This window comes from Streptomyces tubbatahanensis (assembly GCF_022699385.1).
GTDB lineage: Bacteria > Actinomycetota > Actinomycetes > Streptomycetales > Streptomycetaceae > Streptomyces > Streptomyces diacarni.
The window spans coordinates 377,169-396,626 of sequence record NZ_CP093846.1 but is presented as its reverse complement, the minus strand read 5'-3'; the positions used below and the strand labels follow the sequence as shown (position 1 = coordinate 396,626).

Below are 19,458 nucleotides of genomic sequence, written 5' to 3'. Positions count from 1 at the left end.
TCTGCGGCGTTGTTCCAAGAGAGCGTCTTGTGCAGAGTGCGGTGACCGTAGCGCGGGCGGCCGGCCCCGGACAACACCTTTTCGGCGCGGGCCAGTTGCTCAGCACCCCGCCGGCGCGGGTGAGTTGCCCTCGCGTCGAGCCGCCCGTCCTCGGCCGAGTAGCCCTCTGACCTCGCACAGTAAAGTTTTCTATGCCGTGGCCCAATCTATTGTGGTGGTACTCAAACTCGGTTAGCTTCTCCGCCGTGAGCACAGACCCCGTCACGGCCCGGACCCCGGGCGAGCGCCTGCGCAGTCGCCGACGCGCCCTGCAACTCACCCTCAGCGACGTCGCCGCCCGAGCCGAGGTCACCGAGGGCCACCTCTCCTCCATCGAACGCGGCCGTTCGAACGCGAGCGTGCTGACCCTGCAACGGATCTGCGCGGTGCTCCGGCTCAACGTCGGAGACCTCTTCGCGCAGACCGAGTCCTCGGTCCAGCCCGTCCTGCGGTTTCGCGACGCCAAGGGCGTGGCGTTCGGCGAGGGCGCCTCGAAGATCAAGCTGACGCCCGCACACTTCGACCACCTCGAACTCCTCCTCGGTCACTTCGGACCGGGCGGGTCGACGGGCGTCGAGCCCTACACGCACGGCGATTCCGAGGAGGTCCTCCTCGTCATCGCCGGCGAGGTCGAGGTCACGATCGACGGCGAGACCCACGCCCTGTCGACCTTCGACTCGATCCACTACCGCAGCAGCCAACCGCACCGCGTCGTCGAGAGCACGGGCACCGAGGACGCGCGCGTCCTGTGGGCGATGTCCCCTCCGACCTACTGACCTTCCCTTCCTTCCCCCCCCCGCCGTCGAGGCGCGATGTCTCCGACGCGCAAGACGCCGCCATGGCCCGGCACCGCCCGACCGCGCCGCCATGGCCCGGCACCGCCCGCGCCGCCGCGGCCCGTCCGACCGGGACACCAGTAATCCGGCAACCGTCGAGGAGACAGCTCATGACCACGTATCGCAACGGCGAGGTCTCGCACTGGATGCGGAACTCCGACCGTCCGGGCCCTTCCGCACGAAGCGAAGCAGACGCCGGAGAGACCACAGATGCCGCCGGTGGCGGTGACGCGAGCACCACGGCGTCCGCGCTGCCGACCGGGAACCAGGATCTCGTCATCGTCGGCGGCGGACTGACCGGGCTGTGGGCGGCCTACTACGCCTCACTCGAACACCCCGAATGGGCGATCACCGTTCTCGAGGCCGAAGAGGTCGGCTACGGCGCGAGCGGCCGGAACGGAGGCTGGCTCTCGACCCTCATCCCCGGCAACAGGGCCGTCTACGCCAAGTCCGCCACCGCTGCCCGGGGCAGCGGACTCGAAGCGGTGCGCGCCTTCCAGCAGGCCATGTTCACAGCGATCGACGAGACCCTGGCCGTGCTCGACGCCGAGGGCATCGACGCCCACCAGGCGCAGGGCGGCAATCTCAAGGTCGCGCAGACACCGGCAGGCATGGAGCGCATCCGCGCGACCTACCAGGGCGACCTCACCTACGGCTACTCGACGGACGACGTGCGGCTTCTGTCCGCCGCCGAGACGCGGGCCCGCGTCAACGTCGACAACGCGGTCGGCGGCATCTTCTACGAGCGCACGACCGCGGTCGATCCCGCACTGCTCACCCGGGGACTCGCCGCTGTCGTGGCCGCCCGCGGCGTGCGGATCTGCGAGAACGCCCGGGTCAGCCGCATCGGCGCGGGATGCGCCGTGACGAACCGCGGCGCGGTCCGCGGCACGACCATCCTGTCCTGCCTCGAGGCGTACTCGGGCACGATCGGCGGGGACGCGCCCGGCCTCGGCGCCCGCCAGGTGATCCCGGTCAACTCGTCGATCATCGTCACGGAACAGCTGCCCGAGGAGACGTGGGCGCGGATCGGTTGGGAGGGCCGGGAGTGCCTCAGCGATTCCGCGCACACCTTCGTCTACGCCCAGCGCACCGCCGACGGGCGGATCGCGATCGGCGGCCGCGGATCCCCCTACGCCTTCAACTCGGGCACGCCGGGCAGCGGCGCCGTCGACGAGCGGACCGTCGCGCAGCTGCGGCACAAGCTGGGGGCGCTCTTCCCGGGGTTCGACATGCCGATCGCCCATGCCTGGCGCGGAGTCATCGGCGTCACCCGCGACTGGTGCGCGGGCATCTACTTCGACCCGCACCAGCGCATCGGCGTCGCCCGCGGCTATGCCGGGCACGGGGTGACGGCGACCCAGCTGGCCGCCCGCACGCTCCTCGACCGTGCCGAGGGCAGGACGACCTCGCGGACCGATCTGCCGTGGAACGACCACGACTCCGGGCTCTGGGAGCCGGAGCCGGTGCGCTGGCTCGGCGTCCACGCGATGTACCGGCTGTTCGAGGCCGCCGACAGCTGGGAGCACGCGCGTCGCGCTGAGCGGACCTCGCTCATCGCCCGCTTCGGCTCACGGCTGGCAGGACTCCACGAGTAACCCGACTTCCAGGACGACACCATGACAGTGACACCACCGCGACCGCGGCTCGCCGCCCCGAACGCGTCCCGTGCCGTGCCCCGCGCGATCTGGAGCATGGCGTTCACGGAACTCTGGGAGCGCTTCTCCTTCTACGGCCTCCAGGGCATCCTCTCGTTCTATCTCCTCTACTCGCTCGACAAGGGCGGACTCGACCTCGGGGCCTCCGCCTCGGCGGGCATCGTCGGTGCCTACGGCGGCGCCGTCTACCTCGCGCAGCTCGTCGGCGCCTGGATCGGCGACCGGCTCGTCAGCCCGAAGTGGGTGGTGCTGTGGGGTGGCGTGATCATCGCCTGCGGGCACGTCCTGCTCGCCGCCTGGCCCGGGCTGACCGGTCTCGGCGTCGGCCTGGTCCTCATCATCCTCGGTACGGGGGCCCTCAAGACCAACATCACCTCGATCGTCGGGTTCCTGCTCGACGGCCAGTCCGATGCCAAGCGTGACGCCGGGTTCTCCTACTTCTACATGGCGATCAACGTCGGCGCCGTCGTCGGGCCCCTGACCACCGGTTTCGCACAGAACCAGTGGGGTTTCCACTACGGCTTCGGGCTCGCCGCGATCGGCATGCTCGCCGCCATCGTCCAGTACGCGCTCTCGCTGAAGAACCTGCCCGAGCGGGCGGGACAGGTGAACAACCCGCTGCCCTCCGGCAAGCTCGTCGCTCCGATCGGGTACACGCTCGCCGCGCTCGCCGTCATCGTGGCCGGCTCGCTGGCCGGGTGGCTCACGGCGGAGAACCTGTCGAGCGTCGTCACGATCGTCGCCCTCGTCGCCGCGGCCGGATACTTCGCCGTCATCCTCTCCTCCTCCAAGGTGAGCCGTGAGGAGAAGACCCGGGTGAGCGCCTACCTGCCGCTGTTCCTGCTCTCCGGCGTCTACTTCGGTTTCCTCTTCCAGAAGTTCACGGCGATCTCGATCCTCATCACCGACCGGGTCGACCTCGACATCGGGGGGTGGTCGTTCCCCGTCGCCTGGATCACGACGGTCAGTCCGCTCTCGGCCGTGCTCATCACGCCGCTCGTCGCACGCCTGTGGGGGCGTCTCGGGCGACGTCAGCCGGGTCCTGCGGCGAAGTTCGCGATCGGGCTCATACAGATCGGCGTCGCCTACTTCTTCCTCCTCGTCGTGTCGACCGTGACGGGGAACGGGACGATCCCGCTGTTCCTCATCCTGACGTTCATGGCGCTCGCCGGGTCGTCCGAGGTCTTCGTCGGGCCGATCGGGCTGGCGTTGGCCACGAAGATCGGGCCGGCGAAGTTCAGGGCGCAGATGGTCGGGCTGAACTTCCTCACCCTGGCGCTCGGGTCGTCACTGTCCGGCCTGCTCGGCCAGTTGTTCGCCGCGATCCCGAGCAGCGCCTACTTCACGATCGTCGCGACGTCCGCGGTGGCCTTGGGCGGAGCACTGCTGCTCGCGCGAAAGCCGTTGAACAAGTGGCTCCACGCGGGCGTGAGTGCTCCGTAGGCACGTCTCAGGGCAGCCGCGCGTCGGGGAACGGGGAGGTCCCGGGCCGTGATGGTCGGCCCGGGCCGTGACCCTTCGTCCGTGGTTGTACGATCATGCCCGCGACGACCGGCATGCGGTGGTCGGGGGCTGAGGCGGGGAGAGCGGCGTGGGCAGGGGCGACGAGCACGACGGGGCGTCCATATCGGACGAGGAGTGGGAGCAGTTCCTCCGGGACGCGGAGTCCGGCGAGAAGAACGCGCCCAAGGAGCCGTCGGCGCGGGCGAGGATGGTGGCCAGGCGGCTGCGCGAGGAGCCCGACAGGCCGACGGGCTGGCGGACGTTCGAGCCGTCCGCCCAGGGCGGGAAGACCCGCAGGGGCACCGGCCGCGGCGCGAAGCGGCTGCTGTACGGGGCGGGACTCCTGCTCGCGCTCGGGCTGCTGGTACTGGCGTTGAAGCCCACCGGGGTGCTCGGGTGGCTCCCCGGCCAGAGCGACGAGCAGGCACCGCTCGCCGCGGACTCGGCGGCCGCGCGACAGCCCACCCTGCGGGAGCCCTTCAGGGGATCGCCCGCACGCGAGTGGAGCGAGGGCCTGGCCGGCATCACCTTCCCCGCGCCCGACGCGACCGGTTGGATGTCCAAGGCGCAGGTCGCCCAGGCGCTGGAGAGCACACGTGACTTCCTGGCGGCGTCCAGCCTGGAGTCGGGGGTGCTGCGCGGCGAGCGCCCGGAGAGGGCCATCGCGCTGATCAACCCGCAGCAGAGGGACGTGCAGGACTTCCTGGACACCGCTTTCGATAGTCCGAGCAGGAAGAACAACCCGCTCATGCTGTTCAGCCGGTTCGACCCGGCGAAGGTGAGACTCGCCGGGGACGTGGTGAAGACCCGGGGCCGGGTGGCCTTCGAGGAGGGCGAGGACGGCGCGCTCGAAGTCACCGCGGACGTCACCTACGTGTACCCGGTGGTGGCCGCCGAGGAGGGAAGCGACCAGGTCGCACGGACGATCGTGCGGCGCGAGACCGTGATGAGCTGGGACGACCCGGCGAAGGTGCACACCAAAGCGGGCACTTTCTCCCTCGTGTCGTACAGGGTGGACACCACCAACGGCGGCTGCGACGGCGTCAACGGCTATCTGAACCCGAAGTTCGGTGCGCAGACGGACGGGGAAGCGGCGAGGGGACCCGAAGTCGATCCGTACGACCGCGACACGTCGATGGACGAGCGGATGCGGGAGGCCGAGGACGAGGACTGCGGGAGGGCAACCCGGACCTGAGCAGCCGGCGGGCCCCGCCCGGGCGGGGCCCGCCGGCTGTGGCCGGTACCGGCCGAGCCGACGCGCTTGTCCTTCACTTCCGTACGGCACTACCTTGCCGAGGTGGATCTCTTCTCGCGCTCGTGGGCGGCGCTGCGCACGGCGGTCGCCGACCTTCCCGCCGACAGTTTCCAGCGGCCCTCCGGCTGCACCGGCTGGCTCGTACGGGACCTCGTGTGCCACCTGATCATCGACGCGCAGGACGTCCTGATCACCCTGGTGACCCCCGCCGACACCGCACCGACCGTCGACGCGGCGGGCTACTGGAGCGTCGAGGACCGGCTGCCCACCGGCGAGGACCCACTCGACGCGCTGACCGTCCGACTCGCCGCCGCGTACGAGGACCCGCACCTGCTCACGTTCCATCTCGACGATGTCGGATCCGCCGCCGGACGCGCCGCGGAACTCGCCGACCCGGGCCTTCGGGTGCGCACCCAGGGCATGGTCCTGACCGTCGGCGACTACCTCGCCGCCTACGTGCTGGAGTGGACGCTGCACCACCTCGACCTGATCGCACACCTGCCGCACGCGGCGGATCCGCCCGCGGAGGGGCTGGCCCGCTCCCGGGCGATGCTGGAGCAGATCGCCGGCTCCGCGTTTCCCGCGTCGCTCACCGACAAGGACGTGCTGTTGGTCGGCACCGGCCGCCGGGCACCGACGCAGGCGGAGAGGAACGAGCTCGGCGAACTGGCGGCGCGAGTGCCGTTCGTCCTCGGCTGACGCGCTCGCCGTCGCCACCTACCCGCAGTTCGTTCAGCAGACCGAGCAGCCCAGGAGAGTGAGCAGACGACGCAGGCCCTGCGCCTCGGAGTGCTGCGTCCCGGTGACGAGCTCCCCGCTGCCTGTGACGGTTCATCCCGGACGGGCTGGGGACCCCGGGGTGTGAGCGGAGTCCGGACGCCGTGCGCCGCGCGTCGCCCGGTCCGACCCCGAGGGAAAGTGATCATGACTGTTCCGGAAGAAAGCCGTCCGAAGACCGAGACCACGGATCAGGTGGTCGAGGAAGCCGCGCCCCCCGAAGAGCAGCCGAAGACCCACTCCGGCGCCACACTGAGGGAGGCGTTCGAGGAAGCGGATGTCAGCCCGGAGGACTTCGAGGAGAACCCCTCCGGCGGATGAGCCGTACGCCCGGGCTCCGAAGGGGGCCCGGGCCGGCCGCGCCCTCGGGCGCGGTCTCCTGCGCGCGGGGCGCGCGAGGACAGGGCGGCAGCCCTGGAAGCCACCACACATCCGCGTGCGGCACGGCGCGGGCCACCCGCCCGCCGCAGCGGGGTGGCAGTCGCGGGGTCTCGATCGGCCGCAGCGGGCACACGTGGTCCATGAACCGCACACCGCACCCCTCGGCGAACCGTTCCTCCCCGCTGCGCCAGACGCTCACCACCACGCTCCTGTACTTCTTCATCCTCGGCGACATCCTGGGTGCCGGGGTGTATGTGCTGGTGGGCCAGGTGGCCGCGGAATCCGGCCCCGCGGTGTGGCTGCCACTGGCCGCCGCCCTGTGCCTCGCCCTGCTCACGGCGGCGTCCTACGCGGAGCTGGCCACCCGCTACCCGCGGGCCGGCGGAGCCTCCCACTACGCCACCCTGGCCTACGGCCCGTTCGTCGGCTTCCTCGCCGGTTTCTGCATGCTGGCTGCCGGAGTGGTGTCCGTGGCGGCGCTGGCGCGGGGGTTCGCGGGCGACTATCTGGCCGAGTTCGTCTCGCTGCCCGTCGCACTGGTGGCCCTGGTGTTCCTGGCCGCGCTCGCGCTGCTCAACCTGCGCGGCATCAGCGAGTCCACCCGGGCCAACGCCGTCGCCACCGTCATCGAGGTGGGCGGGCTGGTCCTCGTCATCGGGCTCGGCGGATGGGTCCTCGCGCGCGGCGACGGCGACCTCGGCCGGCTCGTCGACGTCGGCACGCCGGGGACCGGATCCGCCGCGGCGGTGCTCAGCGGTGCCGTGCTGGCCTACTACTCCTTCGTCGGCTTCGAGACGTCCGTCAATGTCGCCGAGGAGACCAGAAACCCGCGGCGCTCCTACCCGCGCGCCCTGTTCGGTGCGCTGCTCACGGCCGGGCTCGTCTACGTGCTGGTCGGCTGCGTCGCTGCGGCGGCGGTGCCGACGCACCAGCTGGTCAACAGCAGCGGCCCCCTCCTCGAGGTGGTCAGGGAAGCGGGTGGGGTGCCGCCGCGGGTCTTCAGTGCGGTGGCGCTGGTCGCCGTGGCCAACGGCGCGCTGCTCACCGGCATCATGTCCTCCCGCCTCACCTTCGGCATGGCGCGCGACGGTCTGCTCCCCGGCGTCCTGACCCGGGTGCTGCCCGTGCGCCGCACGCCGTGGGCCGCGATCGCGGCCACCACCGTGCTCTCGCTGCTCCTCGCGCTGACCGGCAGCGTCGCGTCGCTCGCCTCCACGCTGGTGCTCCTGCTGCTGGTTGTCTTCTTCCTCGTGAACACCGCCGCGCTCGTACTGCGGCGTACCCCCGCCGAGCGGGACCACTTCCGCTCTCCCGCCCTCGTGCCCGCGCTCGGCGCGGTGTCCTGCGTGGTGCTGGCGACGCAGGTCGAGGGCGAGGTGTGGCTGCGTGGGCTGGTCGTCCTCGCCGTGGGGATCGTCCTGGGCGCCGTCGCCGCGCTGCGGCGCCCGGGCGGGCACGCGCAGCCGGTGCGCGACGCCTCCGACGAAGCGCGGTGACCCGTTCGCGCCGCTGTCACCCGACGCGGCTCAGGAGGTACGGGTGTGGTGGTCGAGCAAGCGGGTGGTCAGCTGTACGAACTGGTCGCGCTCGGCCGGGCTCAGCGGCGCGAGCAGCTCGTCGTGGAGAGCGTCGAGCACCTTGTCGAGGCGGTGCAGCCGGCGGCGGCCCCGGGCGGAGATCGTGATGACGTTGCGACGCCGGTCCTCGGGGTCCGGCCCCCGCTCGACCAGGTCGCGCTCGGCCAGTTCGTTGAGCACCCCGACCATGTCGCTGCGGTAGATGCCGGAGCGTCTGCTCAGCTCCGCCTGGCTGCCGGGACCGTGTTCCTGAAGCGAGGCGAGCACGGCGTAGTGCCACTTACGGGCGTCGACCCGGGCCAGCCCCTCGTTGATCAGCCGGTCCGATCGCATGGTCAGCTGCGACAACAGCCGACTCGCCCGCCGACGCAGCCTGTCGGGCGTCCTGCGCGCGCCGTCGTCGGGCACGTCTGAAGCATCGGCTCTGCTCATGCCCCCACCCTACCGTTGCGTTAGTGGGACTAACGAGATACGTTCGCTCGCGCCAACGCCGTTAGTGACACTAACGCTGACGGCGATGACGATGACGCTGACGGCGACGGCGACGGCGACGGCGACGGCGACGGTGACGACGACGCCGATGTCGCCGGATGCCCGCGACGCCGATGCGGTGAACCCCCGAGGAAGGAAGACAGTGCCCACCAAGACTGTGCGGATCCCCACCACGGACGGCGAGGCCGACGGGTTCGTCGCCTTTCCCGACGCCCGAGGACGGCACCCGGGCGTGCTGATGTACGCGGACGCCTTCGGCATCAGGCCCGTGCTGCGCACGATGGCACACGAACTGGCCGAGCACGGCTACTACGTGCTCGTTCCGCACGTCTTCTACCGGCAGGGCCCCGCGCCCGTCGTCGCACTCCCCGAGCACATCGGCGAGGAGGTGCGGCCCGCGCTCGTCACCCAGCTGATGCCCCTCATCGAGGCACACACCGACGACCGTGTCCTCGCTGACGCCGACGCCTACCTCAGGTACCTCACCACCAGGCCCGAGGTCTGCGCGGGCCCGGTCGCGGTGACCGGCTACTGCATCGGCGGCCTCCTGGCGATGCGCACCGCCGCGGCCCATCCGGAGCAGGTGGCCGCCGTCGCGAACTTCCACGGCCCCGTGGCCGACGGGCCCGAGAGTCTGGAGCGCCTGCTGGCCCGGCTCACCGCACAGGTCCACCTCGGCCACGCCGAGACCGACATGACCCCCGATGCCCTCGACGAGCTCAACGCGGCCCTGGACGCCGCGGGTGTCGACCACACCTCCGAGATCTACCCCGGCACCGTCCACGGCTTCACCATGGCCGACACCGACGCCTTCGACCCCGTAGCACTGCGGCGCCACTGGGACCGTCTGCTCCCTCTCCTCCGCCGCACCCTGGTGGCGGGCTGACACGCGTCTCCCCGCGCCGAGGGCGAACCGCTCCGCGGCGTCAGGACGTCTCGGTGCCGAGGTCGGCGTCGGTCTTGACGCCGGCGTCAGCCGCGGCCGGTTCCGACAGGCCACGGGGCCCGGGCCCGCGGGCGATACCCGCCCCCAGTGCTGCGAAGGGGACGAGCGCCAGGATGGTGCTCAGCAGCACTCCACCGCCGGTGACCAGTGTGAAGTTGGTCAGCACGAGCCACATGGCGACCAACAGGCCCAGTACGGCGAGTGCGGGAGCGACGCGGGTCTGCCACAGCTTTCCCCGGGCGAACTGGGGGCGGCGGACGAAGTGGGCCAGCACCGCGACGGAGGTGACCAGCATCAGGATCACCATGCCGACCGTCGAGACGCCCGCCATGGAGCCGAACACCCCCGCCAGCGGGTCCAGTTGGCAGGCGGCGCAGACCGTGACCAGCACGCACGCGGTGATGCTCTGGGCCACGGAGGAGACGGAAGGCGACTGGTGGCGGGGGTGGACGGCACCCAGCCGCGCGGGCATCAGGCCTTGCCGCGAGAGGGTGAAGGTGTAGCGCGCGATGACGTTGTGGAACGACAGTACACACGCGAACAGGCTGCTGAGCAGCAGGACCTGCATCAGATCGCGCAGCGTGGTGCCGACGTAGGCCTGCGCGGTGTCCATCAGCATGTCGCCCCGGCCGTCCACCGTGCGTTGCGCGACCGCCGAGGCATCCGTCGTGCCGACAGCCAGGATGAGTGCCCAGCAGGAGACGGTGTAGAAGCCGCCTATGATCAGCACCGCCAGATAGGTCGCGCGGGGGATGGTCCGCTCGGGGTCACGGGCCTCGTCCCGGAAGACGGCCGTGGCCTCGAAGCCGATGAAGCCGGTGAGCGCGAAGAGCACCGCGATGCCGAGCGGGCCCGAGACGGCCGCGTGCGGAGTGAACGATTCCCCGCTGATCCCGTGGGCACCGCCGCGTGCGAAGACCACCGCGTCGAGGACGACCACGACAGCGATCTCCAGCACCAGTGCCACGCCGAGCACCTTGGAGCTGAGTTCGATGTGCCGGTAGCCGAGGAACGCCACCGCGCCGAGGGCCAGCAGCGACCAGACCCACCACGGTGTCGAGGTGGGGCCGCCGAAGAGGGAGAGGGCGTCGTTCACCGCCCCGCCCAGGTAGCCGTACACGCCGACCTGGATGGCGGTGTAGGTCACGAGCGCGACCGCGGCCGTACCGACCCCCATACGGCCGCCGAGGCCGCGCGTGGCGTAGGCGTAGAAGGCGCCGGCTTGCGGCACGTGGGGCGTCATGGTGACGAAGCCGACGGCGAAGACGAGCAGCAGCAAGGAGGCCAGGGCGAATCCGACGGGCGCACCGGCGCCCGGGCCGCCGGCCACCGCGAGGGGGACGTTGCCGCCCACGACGGTCAGGGGAGCGGCCGCGGCGATCACCATGAAGACGATGGACCCTGTACCCAGCCGCCCGCTGAGGTCGGGGGAGCTCGATGCGGCGCCCTCGGCGGGCGCGCGGCCGGAGTCGGTCAGCATGCGGAGTCCTTGGCGTCGCGGGTGGCGTGCGGAGCGCGGTGTTCGACAGGGCCCTCGGTATAGAGGTCCACGCGGCGGTCGGCGAGGTAGGGGTTGGCGTCGCGGGCCCGCGCGACGACGCGTGGATCGACGGTCGCGCTGAGCAGCCCGTCGCCGTGCTCCACGCGGTCCAGCACCTCGCCACAGGGCGCGACGAGACAGCTGCGGCCGACGTACCGCAAGGCCCCCTCCGCGCCGTCGTGGTTGGCGTAGGCGACATAGAGCTGGTTCTCCCAGGCGCGGACGCGCAGCAGGTGGTCGGCCACGAACGCGTACGGCTCCATCTGGGCCGTCGGCACGGCCACCAGGTCGGCCCCGGCCATGGCCGCGGCCCGCACCGTTTCGGGGAACTCCACGTCGTAGCAGATCAGCAGGGCGATGCGGACGCCCTCGAAGTCGACGACGGAGGTCAGCCGGTCACCCGCGGTGAAGTAGGTGCGGTCCAGTTCGCCGAAGAGGTGGGTCTTGCGGTGGCGGCCGCGCACCTGTCCGTCGGGGTCGATGAAGACGGCGGAGTTGTAGCAGGCGCCGTGCTCGCTCTCGGGCAGGCCGACGACGAGGGCGAGCCGGTGCTTCTGGGCGATCTCCCGCACCGGGGAGAGCAGGTCGGTGGCCGCCAGTTCGTGCACGCGCTCCCCGATGTTGTACCCGGTCAGGAACATCTCCGGGGTGATGAGCAGGCGGCTTCCTCGGCTCACGGCCCGGGCGCAGGCGGCGTCGAGTTCGCCGCAGTTGGCGTGCACGTCGCCCGGTGTTCCGGCGGTCTGGAGCGCGGAGATCTTCATCGGCACCTTCGAGTCGGGGAGAGAGAAGGGAGAGCGCGGCCGGGGGGGGGGACAGCCGCGAGGCGCGTGTGGCGGAAGCGGGCGGTAGGCCCGGGAGGGGGCCCGGAGGGCGGGTGGGTCGGAGCCCGGCCGTCATATAAACATGCTCACTTTGACCACGTAAAGGGTTCGCGGATGGGCCACCGTCCAGCGGCCGGGAAGGGGCGCGAGCCGGGTCGGTCGCGCGGCCCTCGCCGCGTCACGGTGGCGCTCCGCCGGGCTTAGGCTGTGCCGATGGCATCCGAGCTTGGTGACAGCGCCGCCGGGGCGCTGAGTCGTGGCCCGCTGACCGCGATCCGCCGCACCAGCGCTCTCGACACCGTCAGAGCCCGCATCTCTCTCGCCGTCGACCTGGGCCTGTTGGCGCCGGGGGAGCGGCTGCCGAACGTCCGCGCGACCGCTGCCGCGCTGGGCGTCGGCGAGATCACCGTGCGCCGGGCGTTCAGCGCGTTGGAGCGGGAAGGCATCGTCCGGCGGCGGCCGGGGCGCAGCGGGGGGACGTTCATCGCCGAACAGCCGCGCCTGCACGCGGTGGCCGAGAGTGCCGCCTACCGTGAGGACGCCGCGCGCGTCCGGCGCCTGATCGACGAGCGGGTCGTCATGGAGGCCGGGTTCGCACACCTGGCCACCGCGCGCATCGACGCGGAGACGCTCGGCCTGCTGGACGCGGCGATCGCCGAGATGGACGCGGCGACCACCTGGGCGGACTTCCACACGTCGGACAAGCGCTTCCACTCGCTCATCGCCACCGCGACGGGGCTGCCCAGTGCGCTCGCGATGTACACGCGTGTCACCGGCGAGCTGTACTGCTACTTCCTGCCCTACACCATGGGCTACCTGCGTACCAGCAATGAGCAGCACAAGCAGATCAGGGCCGCGCTGGAGGGCCGGGACGCGGCGCGCGCCGCCCACCTGCTCTCCGCACACGCCGCCGAACTGCACCGCACCATGTATGTGGGCCTCACCGCGACCGACACGTCGAGCGAGCACTCCGCACCGGCCCCCGAGCACGCCCGAGGGGGGTAGCGAGGAGCGCGCACCGCCGTCTCAGCCCGCGCCCGGCCGTGCGCGCATCCGACGCCGGCTCCGGCGCGCGAACCACCGGCCGCCTGCCGTCCCGTCCGCTTCCTCCCTGAAGGCCACCACCGCACCCACGCTCACCGCCGCGCCGAGCAGCCATACCGCCGACCACCCGAGGATGCCCCACCCGGCGGTGCCGTGAGCGGCGATCCGGCTCGCCGGCAGCGCGGTGCACAGCCCCAGCCACACCCAGGCGCCCGCCCGGCTCCCCAGTGGGCCGAACAGCCCGCGTGGCCGGCCACTTCCCAGCACAGACCACAGTGCGACGCCCGCCCCGATCCAGCTGCACCACCAGTTGAACAGCAGGTCGTCGGCCGCGTCAGGGGTGAGCCGGTCGCGCGAGCCGCGTACCGTGATGCCCACCACCTGCCCGCGCCACACCTCGAGCCCGGCGCGCGAGCCCCGGCGCGCAGCACCGTGCAGCCCCGAGGAGACCTCGTACTTCGCCGTCCGCCCCGAGCCGCGCTCGACGCGCAGGTAGTAGGAGGTGTGCGTGGTGGTGTCGTCGCTGTCACCCGAGGTGTGCGTCACCGTGTACTTGTCCGCGACACGGCCGTTCTCCCGCCCCACGCACGCGCTCGTCTCCGCCGGGCTGTTGCTCGGGCAGGGCCGGGCGTGCCGGAACTGCACGGTCGTGCGGTAAGGCTCCGCGGCCTGATGCAGGCCCGCCCACACCGCCGCGGAACCGAGCAACAGCGCACAGCAGCGTACGAGGACGTATCTCATCTCGTGCAACACCCCTCCCGCGCGGTGGGGGAGCCCTCGCGCCGGGGCTCGTCCGTGCGGTGTCCCCATTGTGGCAGTCGGTCCGCCACGGCGTCAGCTCTTGACAACCTCTTTGGTCTGGACCAACTTGGCCATGGTTCGCTCCCCAACGAGCGCCACCCTGGAGGCAGTTGTGGCACGCTCCCCCTCCGGCCCCCGCCAGGGCCGACGCACACTCTCCCGGCTCCGCACCGCGGGCGCGGCCTTCCTCCTCGCGGGGACCGGCCTGCTCACCGCTCCGGCCGCCGCGGCCGGAGCCGCCGGCGCCCACCACCCGCCCGCCGAGTCGCCCGCGGCCTCGTCCGCCGTCCAGCCCCGCGGCGCGGCGCTACCCGAACAAGCCCTGATCGGGTACCTGCACGCAAGCTTCGCCAACGGCTCCGGCTACACCCGCCTCGCCGACGTCCCCGACAGCTGGGACGTCATCGACCTCGCCTTCGGCGAACCGACCACGGCGACGTCCGGTGACATCCGCTTCGACCTCTGCCCGCAGAGCGAGTGTCCGAATGCGGAGACGAAGGAGGAGTTCAAAGCCGCGATCAAGGCCAAGCAGGCGCAGGGCAAGAAGGTCCTCATCTCCATCGGAGGCCAGAACGGGCAGGTACGGCTGACCACTGCGCAGGCCCGCGACACCTTCGTCACGTCCGTCTCGGCCATCATCGACGAGTACGGCCTCGACGGTCTCGACATCGACTTCGAAGGCCACTCGCTCTCGCTCGACGAGGGCGACACCGACTTCGAGAACCCCACCACACCCGTCATCGTGAACCTGATCTCCGCCGTCAAGTCCCTCAAGGCGAAGTACGGCACGGACTTCACCCTCACCATGGCCCCGGAGACCTTCTTCGTCCAGCTCGGCTACCAGCGCTACGGCTCCGGGCAGTGGGGCGGCGACCCGCGCGCCGGCGCCTACCTGCCGGTGATCCACGCGCTGCGCGACGAACTGACGCTGCTCCACGTGCAGAACTACAACTCGGGCCCGATCATGGGGCTGGACGACACCTACCACCAGATGGGCAGCGCCGACTTCCCCCTCGCGATGACCGACATGCTGCTCGCGGGCTTCCCCGTCCAGGGCGACACCGGCAAAGTCTTCCCCGGTCTGCCTCCGAGCAAGGTGGCGATCGGCTTGCCCGCCTCGCCGCAGGCCGGTAACGGACACATCGCGCCGAGCGAGGTCGACAAGACTCTCGACTGCCTCACCAAGGGAACCGAGTGCGGCTCCTACGAGCCACACGGCAGCCACCCCGGTCTGCGCGGGCTGATGGCCTGGTCGGTCAACTGGGACCAATTCAACGGCGCGGAGTTCTCGCAGAACTTCGACCGCTACTACGGCTGACACCACGGCTGGGGACACCGGTCACCGCGCCCGCACGGCACGCACGCCGTCGGCGCGGCACCGGTGTCAGGACTCGTACGTCGCGAAGAGCTCCAGGTGTCCGCACTTGGAGCAGCGGTAGGCCTCGATCTGCCGGGACTGCCGGCCCATGCGCTTGGCACCGCCGAAGATGCCACGCTCCAAATGCCCAGCTATCCAGCGGGCGTAACCGCGCGAGTTCTGGCCTGAATCCTCGACGAAGCCCGGCTCGAGTCCGGCCGTATCGCAGTGGGTGCACGTCATGTTCTGCATCCGGTGATGGTAGTGAGAAACCGGACGACGGCGCAGCCGATCTCCCGCGGTTGCGCGCTCGACCAGCATCGTCTCGCTGAACGAGACGCGCGCTTCCGTCTCTTGACTCGCGTCCGCCCTCCCGAAAAGGTGCGCCTGTGAGCCAGCAAGCAGGACAAGCGAAACCGGGATCCGCCCAGCCGCAGGGCGACGGCACTTCGGCGGACGGCACCTTTGGTGCCGCTCTGTCACAGACCAGCGCCCCGGACACGGACGCGCCGGGCAGCACCCCCGAGACCGACACGGCCCCGGCGGACAGCGACCCGGCCGGTGCGGGCGTGGACGGCGGGGGCAAGGACGGTGGCGGGGAGAGCATGCGCCGGGTGGCCGTCGCGAGCTTCATCGGCACGGCCATCGAGTTCTACGACTTCTACGCCTACGGCACTGCTGCGGCCCTCGTCCTCGACGACGCCTTCTTCCCCAACCTCAGCTCTCTCAACGCCACGCTGGCGGCCTTCTCCACCTACGCGGTGGCCTTCGTGGCCCGGCCCCTCGGCTCGCTGGTCTTCGGACACTTCGGCGACCGGGTCGGGCGCAAGTCCGTACTGGTGGCCTCCCTGCTGCTGATGGGGCTCTCCACCGCGTGCGTCGGGCTGCTGCCCGGCTACGCCACCCTCGGCGTGTGGGCGCCGCTGCTGCTCGCCCTGCTCCGGTTCCTCCAGGGCATCGGACTCGGCGGCGAGTGGGGCGGGGCCGCGCTGCTCGCCGTGGAACACGCGCCCGAGAAACGCCGCGGCATGTTCGCGGCGTTCCCGCAGCTCGGCCCCTCCGTCGGGTTCTTCGCGGCGACCGGGATCTTCTGGGCCCTGTCCGCCGGGCTCGACGACGACGCGTTCCGCTCCTGGGGCTGGCGGGTGCCTTTCCTGCTGTCGTTCGCGCTGGTCGCGGTGGGGCTGTTCGTACGGATGCGGATCAGCGAGACGCCGGTCTTCCAGCGCGTGATGGACGCGCAGGAGAAGAGCAAGGCGCCGGCCATGGAGGTCTTCAGGACCCACTGGCGCGAGATGCTGCTGGGCGCGGGCGGCATGATCGTCGCCTACGGGCTCTTCTACACGGCCACCACCTACTGCCTCAACTACGCGACGGACGGCCTCGGCGTCCCGCGCAGCACCATGCTGGCCTTGTCGATGGTGGCCTGCCTCTTCCTCGCCGTCGGCACCTGGATCGCCGCCACCCGCTCCGATGCCCGCGGCCGCCGCCGACTCGTCCTCATCGGCTGCTCTCTCGCCGTCGTCTGGGGCCTGGTCCTCTTCCCGCTGCTGGACACCGGACAACCGCTGCTGATCACCCTCGCGCTGGGCGGCACACTGTTCTGCATGGGCGTCGTGTACGGGCCCATGGGCGCCTACCTGCCGGAGCTGTTCAGCGCCCGGGTGCGCTACTCGGGTGCCTCGTTCGCCTACAACCTCGGCGGAGTGCTGGGCGGCGCGGTGGCGCCGCTGGTGGCCACCGACCTCCAGTCCTCCTACGGTTCCAGCGCCGTGGGCTGGTACGTCTCCGCGATGGCCGTGGTTTCCCTGGTGTGTGTGCTGGCACTGCCGGAGACCCGGTCACGAGAGCTGGGCTGAGGCGGACCCCGACGCGCGCCGGCTTCGCACGTGGTACAGCGCGGCTCGCCCGCCGCCGCACTGACTGCGGCGGCGGCCCTCGGCCTTTCCGGCGCGGTGCGGGAAAGCGCGCTGCCGGGACGCACTGGTGGCGGCGGTGGTCAGCGAGTGGCGTCCTCGGTGGCGGGTTCCTCCTCGGTGGGCGCTTCGGCCCCCGCGCCGTACCCCTAAACTCCACGTTCATGAACCAGCGGCAGCGGAAGAAGCTCTCCCGGCGTCTCTTCGAGGCCATCGTGATGGGGGACGCCGCTCGCGTGCAGACCCTTCTCAGGGCCGGCGCCGACCCTCAGCGGGCGGACGCCGAGGGCGCCACTCCCTTGTATCAGGCGTGCGTGAGCGGCCAGGCGGACGTGGCCCGCCTGCTCCTTGAAGCGGGGGCCGCGCCTGACGCCGAGAGCGGCGGGCCCGGATCGGAGGGCACGCCGCTGTGCGCGGCCGCGTGCTGGGGGCACACCGAGACGGTACGCGCGCTGTTGGCGTACGGAGCCGATCCGCGGCTGCGTGAAGACCACGGCACCGGTCGCACGCCTCTGGAATGGGCGATGGACGCCGGCCCTCACACCGGAACCGCCGACCTTCTGATAGCAGCGGGAGCGGGAGCGGGGTCCGGGACGGCGACGTGACGTGGCGCTCCGCCCTCGGGGCCGCGGTCGGCCCGAAAGTTGGGTCACCCGCCAGGTGGGTGGGGGGAAGGCGCTGCACGGGCGGGAGGCCGGCACGGTCAAGCGGTTGCCGCACGGTGAGTTCGTGGAGGCGCACGCAGCCCGCTGCCGACGTGCTGTTCGAGTCGGCTGACGCAGCGTGCGAGATCGTCCAGACAGCGCTGAGCGTTGTCCCAGGAGCAGCCGCACACGCTGACGGCGCACGACCACTGCCAGCCGGTCGAGGTGGGCGCGGCCACCGACGAGCACGGTGCCCCAGCTCGACCGTCCGCGCCCCAGGGCGCCTTTGCCGGACCGGCAACGGTGTTTGACCGGCCTTCGTCCGTCTGACGACTCTGGGCTCAGGTGCCGCCGGCACCACGCAGTCGTCCCGAAGGAGCCCCGATGTCGACACCGCAGCCTCAGGCCCCGGCGCAGTTCTGGGAAGAGCGCTACCGCTCCAGCGAACGCCTCTGGAGCGGCGACCCGAACCCGCTGCTCGTCCGTGAGGTCGACGCTCTGGCACCGGGCACTGCCCTGGACCTCGGCTGTGGCGAGGGGAGTGACGTGCTGTGGCTGGCCTCGCGCGGCTGGCGGGCGACCGGCGTGGACATCTCCTCCACGGCGCTGGAGCGGGCGGCCGCGCACGCCGCGGAGGCCGGTCTCGCCGAGCGGACGGCGTTCGAGCAGCACGAACTCGGCCTCAGCTTCCCCGAGGCCGGTTTCGATCTGGTCAGCGCACAGTTCCTCCAGTCACCTGTCGCGCTCGACCAGGACGGCGTACTCGCACGGGCCGCCGAAGCAGTGGCACCAGGAGGCACCCTGCTCGTCGTCATGCACGCTGGCTGGCCGTCCTGGATGGAGGAGGACGAGTATCCGTTCGACGCGGCCTTCCCGACGCTCCAAGGCGTGCTCGACGGGCTGGCTCTGCCGCCCACCTGGCGGGTGGAGACGCAAGAGACCGTGCAGCGGTCCTTGACCTCGCCCGACGGCAGGACCGGCACACGGGGGGACCACGTGTGGCGCTGGACCCGTACCGTCTGAGCCGGCCCCTGCCTCGGGAGCGCGGTCCCGCCCGCAGCAGGGGACCGCGTCCGCCTTGGAGGAGATCAGGCCGGGCCGGGGGCGGCGGGCGCGTCGTAGACCAGGGTGTACCGCCAGAACAGGCGACGGCGTATCCGGGCACCTGGCAGCTCCCGCGCGGCGGCGGCCCGGATCTCCTCCAAGGTCTCCAGCGGTTCGCGGGTGGGCGCCGTCATGTGCGGGGGCGGCGCCGCGGCACGGGCCGGGTGCTTGAGAAGCGCCATGACGGGGTTCGCGAGCGCGGCCGGCACAGCGGTGAGCAGGTCGATGGGCCCGGCCTCCCGGTAGCAGCCGACGACCACGAGGCGCCCGCCGGGGGACAGGCAGCCACCCAGCTCCCGCAGCGTCGGCACCAGCGGAAGATGGTGCAATACGGCGACGAGGGTGACGGCGTCCCAGCGCCGCCGGGTGTCGCGCCCCGCGAAGTCGGCTTCGACGATGTCGACCGAGGGGTCGTCGGCGAAGCGTTCCGCCGCGGTGCGGGCGGTGTCCCGGTCGGGTTCGAGGCCGGTCACGGTGGCGGCGCGCCGGCGCAGCAGCGCGGAGAGATTCCCTGTGCCGCAGCCGACGTCCAGGACGTGCCGGGCACCGGCGGCGGTCACCTGGCGGGCGACCCACGGTCCGTAGTGGTCGTTGTGGCTCCAGGGGTGCCTTCGGTGGAACCGGTCGAGACGAGACAGCGACGCCATGGCGCCACGGTAGCCGGGCGCCTGCCCGAGGGTCCCGGCGCCTGCCGTGACGGGCGCCCGGTGCCGGCGCGCCCGTCACGGCGCCGCGCGCGGGGGAGTGGCCGGTGCGCGTGGCGT

Annotated in this window: 18 protein-coding genes and 1 pseudogene; 13 read left to right on the top strand and 6 right to left on the bottom strand. The window is 71.6% G+C overall.

What is annotated here, in order from left to right; all coding sequences use genetic code 11:
- Nucleotides 1-245: 245 nt before the first annotated feature.
- From MMF93_RS01665 to MMF93_RS01635, 7 genes are all read left to right on the top strand, one after another.
- Nucleotides 246-815: a helix-turn-helix domain-containing protein gene (locus MMF93_RS01665; protein WP_242748827.1), complete on the top strand. Its 570-nt coding sequence runs from the start codon at nt 246-248 to the stop codon at nt 813-815.
- Nucleotides 816-985: 170 nt separating this feature from the next.
- Nucleotides 986-2,473, top strand: coding sequence for an NAD(P)/FAD-dependent oxidoreductase (locus MMF93_RS01660; protein WP_242748825.1), 1,488 nt, complete (start codon nt 986-988; stop codon nt 2,471-2,473).
- Nucleotides 2,474-2,494: 21 nt separating this feature from the next.
- Nucleotides 2,495-3,976 (top strand): peptide MFS transporter, encoded by a 1,482-nt coding sequence (locus tag MMF93_RS01655; protein WP_242748822.1) that lies wholly within the window; start codon nt 2,495-2,497, stop codon nt 3,974-3,976.
- 148 nt (nt 3,977-4,124) lie between these two features.
- Nucleotides 4,125-5,231, top strand: a complete 1,107-nt coding sequence (locus MMF93_RS01650; RefSeq protein ID WP_242748819.1) for a hypothetical protein — start codon at nt 4,125-4,127, stop codon at nt 5,229-5,231.
- Between the two features lie 102 nt (nt 5,232-5,333).
- Nucleotides 5,334-5,990 (top strand): maleylpyruvate isomerase N-terminal domain-containing protein, encoded by a 657-nt coding sequence (locus MMF93_RS01645; protein WP_242748817.1) that lies wholly within the window; start codon nt 5,334-5,336, stop codon nt 5,988-5,990.
- A 225-nt stretch (nt 5,991-6,215) separates the two neighbouring features.
- Nucleotides 6,216-6,389, top strand: coding sequence for a hypothetical protein (locus tag MMF93_RS01640; RefSeq protein WP_242748815.1), 174 nt, complete (start codon nt 6,216-6,218; stop codon nt 6,387-6,389).
- 200 nt (nt 6,390-6,589) lie between these two features.
- Nucleotides 6,590-7,945, top strand: coding sequence for an APC family permease (locus MMF93_RS01635; RefSeq protein WP_242748813.1), 1,356 nt, complete (start codon nt 6,590-6,592; stop codon nt 7,943-7,945).
- A gap of 30 nt (nt 7,946-7,975) precedes the next feature.
- On the opposite strand, the gene MMF93_RS01630 is transcribed toward MMF93_RS01635, so the two are convergent.
- A complete protein-coding gene (locus MMF93_RS01630; RefSeq protein WP_242748811.1) occupies nt 7,976-8,458 on the bottom strand; it encodes a MarR family winged helix-turn-helix transcriptional regulator in 483 nt (160 codons plus the stop codon).
- A gap of 202 nt (nt 8,459-8,660) precedes the next feature.
- On the opposite strand from MMF93_RS01630, the gene MMF93_RS01625 reads away from it, so the two are divergent.
- The gene (locus tag MMF93_RS01625) at nt 8,661-9,404 is read left to right on the top strand and encodes a dienelactone hydrolase family protein (protein WP_242757174.1); all 744 of its coding nucleotides are present in this window, start codon (nt 8,661-8,663) and stop codon (nt 9,402-9,404) included.
- Nucleotides 9,405-9,444: 40 nt separating this feature from the next.
- Here MMF93_RS01625 and MMF93_RS01620 read toward each other — a convergent pair whose 3' ends face one another.
- A complete protein-coding gene (locus MMF93_RS01620; protein ID WP_242748807.1) occupies nt 9,445-10,944 on the bottom strand; it encodes an APC family permease in 1,500 nt (499 codons plus the stop codon).
- Nucleotides 10,938-11,768, bottom strand: a complete 831-nt coding sequence (locus tag MMF93_RS01615; RefSeq protein ID WP_242748804.1) for a carbon-nitrogen hydrolase family protein — start codon at nt 11,766-11,768, stop codon at nt 10,938-10,940. Before MMF93_RS01615 ends, MMF93_RS01620 begins: the two co-directional genes overlap by 7 nt.
- A gap of 273 nt (nt 11,769-12,041) precedes the next feature.
- On the opposite strand from MMF93_RS01615, the gene MMF93_RS01610 reads away from it, so the two are divergent.
- Nucleotides 12,042-12,833: a FadR/GntR family transcriptional regulator gene (locus MMF93_RS01610; protein WP_242748801.1), complete on the top strand. Its 792-nt coding sequence runs from the start codon at nt 12,042-12,044 to the stop codon at nt 12,831-12,833.
- A 21-nt stretch (nt 12,834-12,854) separates the two neighbouring features.
- On the opposite strand, the gene MMF93_RS01605 is transcribed toward MMF93_RS01610, so the two are convergent.
- Nucleotides 12,855-13,622 carry a hypothetical protein gene (locus tag MMF93_RS01605; protein ID WP_242748798.1) on the bottom strand — a complete coding sequence of 256 codons (768 nt, stop codon included), beginning with the start codon at nt 13,620-13,622 and terminating at the stop codon, nt 12,855-12,857.
- Between the two features lie 358 nt (nt 13,623-13,980).
- Here MMF93_RS01605 and MMF93_RS01600 point away from each other — a divergent pair.
- A pseudogene (locus tag MMF93_RS01600) lies at nt 13,981-14,991 on the top strand (chitinase); the annotation flags it as partial.
- Nucleotides 14,992-15,057: 66 nt separating this feature from the next.
- Here the strand turns inward: MMF93_RS01600 and MMF93_RS01595 are convergent.
- Complete coding sequence (locus MMF93_RS01595; protein ID WP_242748793.1) at nt 15,058-15,282, bottom strand: hypothetical protein; 225 nt, start codon at nt 15,280-15,282, stop codon at nt 15,058-15,060.
- A 353-nt stretch (nt 15,283-15,635) separates the two neighbouring features.
- Here MMF93_RS01595 and MMF93_RS01590 point away from each other — a divergent pair, with 353 nt between their 5' ends.
- The 3 genes from MMF93_RS01590 (at nt 15,636) to MMF93_RS01575 (ending at nt 18,613) form a co-directional block, all read left to right on the top strand.
- Complete coding sequence (locus MMF93_RS01590) at nt 15,636-16,889, top strand: MFS transporter (protein WP_242757172.1); 1,254 nt, start codon at nt 15,636-15,638, stop codon at nt 16,887-16,889.
- 221 nt (nt 16,890-17,110) lie between these two features.
- Nucleotides 17,111-17,551 (top strand): ankyrin repeat domain-containing protein, encoded by a 441-nt coding sequence (locus tag MMF93_RS01585; RefSeq protein WP_242748790.1) that lies wholly within the window; start codon nt 17,111-17,113, stop codon nt 17,549-17,551.
- Nucleotides 17,552-17,974: 423 nt separating this feature from the next.
- Nucleotides 17,975-18,613, top strand: coding sequence for a class I SAM-dependent methyltransferase (locus MMF93_RS01575; protein WP_242748788.1), 639 nt, complete (start codon nt 17,975-17,977; stop codon nt 18,611-18,613).
- Nucleotides 18,614-18,678: 65 nt separating this feature from the next.
- Here MMF93_RS01575 and MMF93_RS01570 read toward each other — a convergent pair whose 3' ends face one another.
- A complete protein-coding gene (locus MMF93_RS01570) occupies nt 18,679-19,341 on the bottom strand; it encodes a class I SAM-dependent methyltransferase (RefSeq protein ID WP_242748786.1) in 663 nt (220 codons plus the stop codon).
- Between the last annotated feature and the right edge of the window lie 117 nt (nt 19,342-19,458).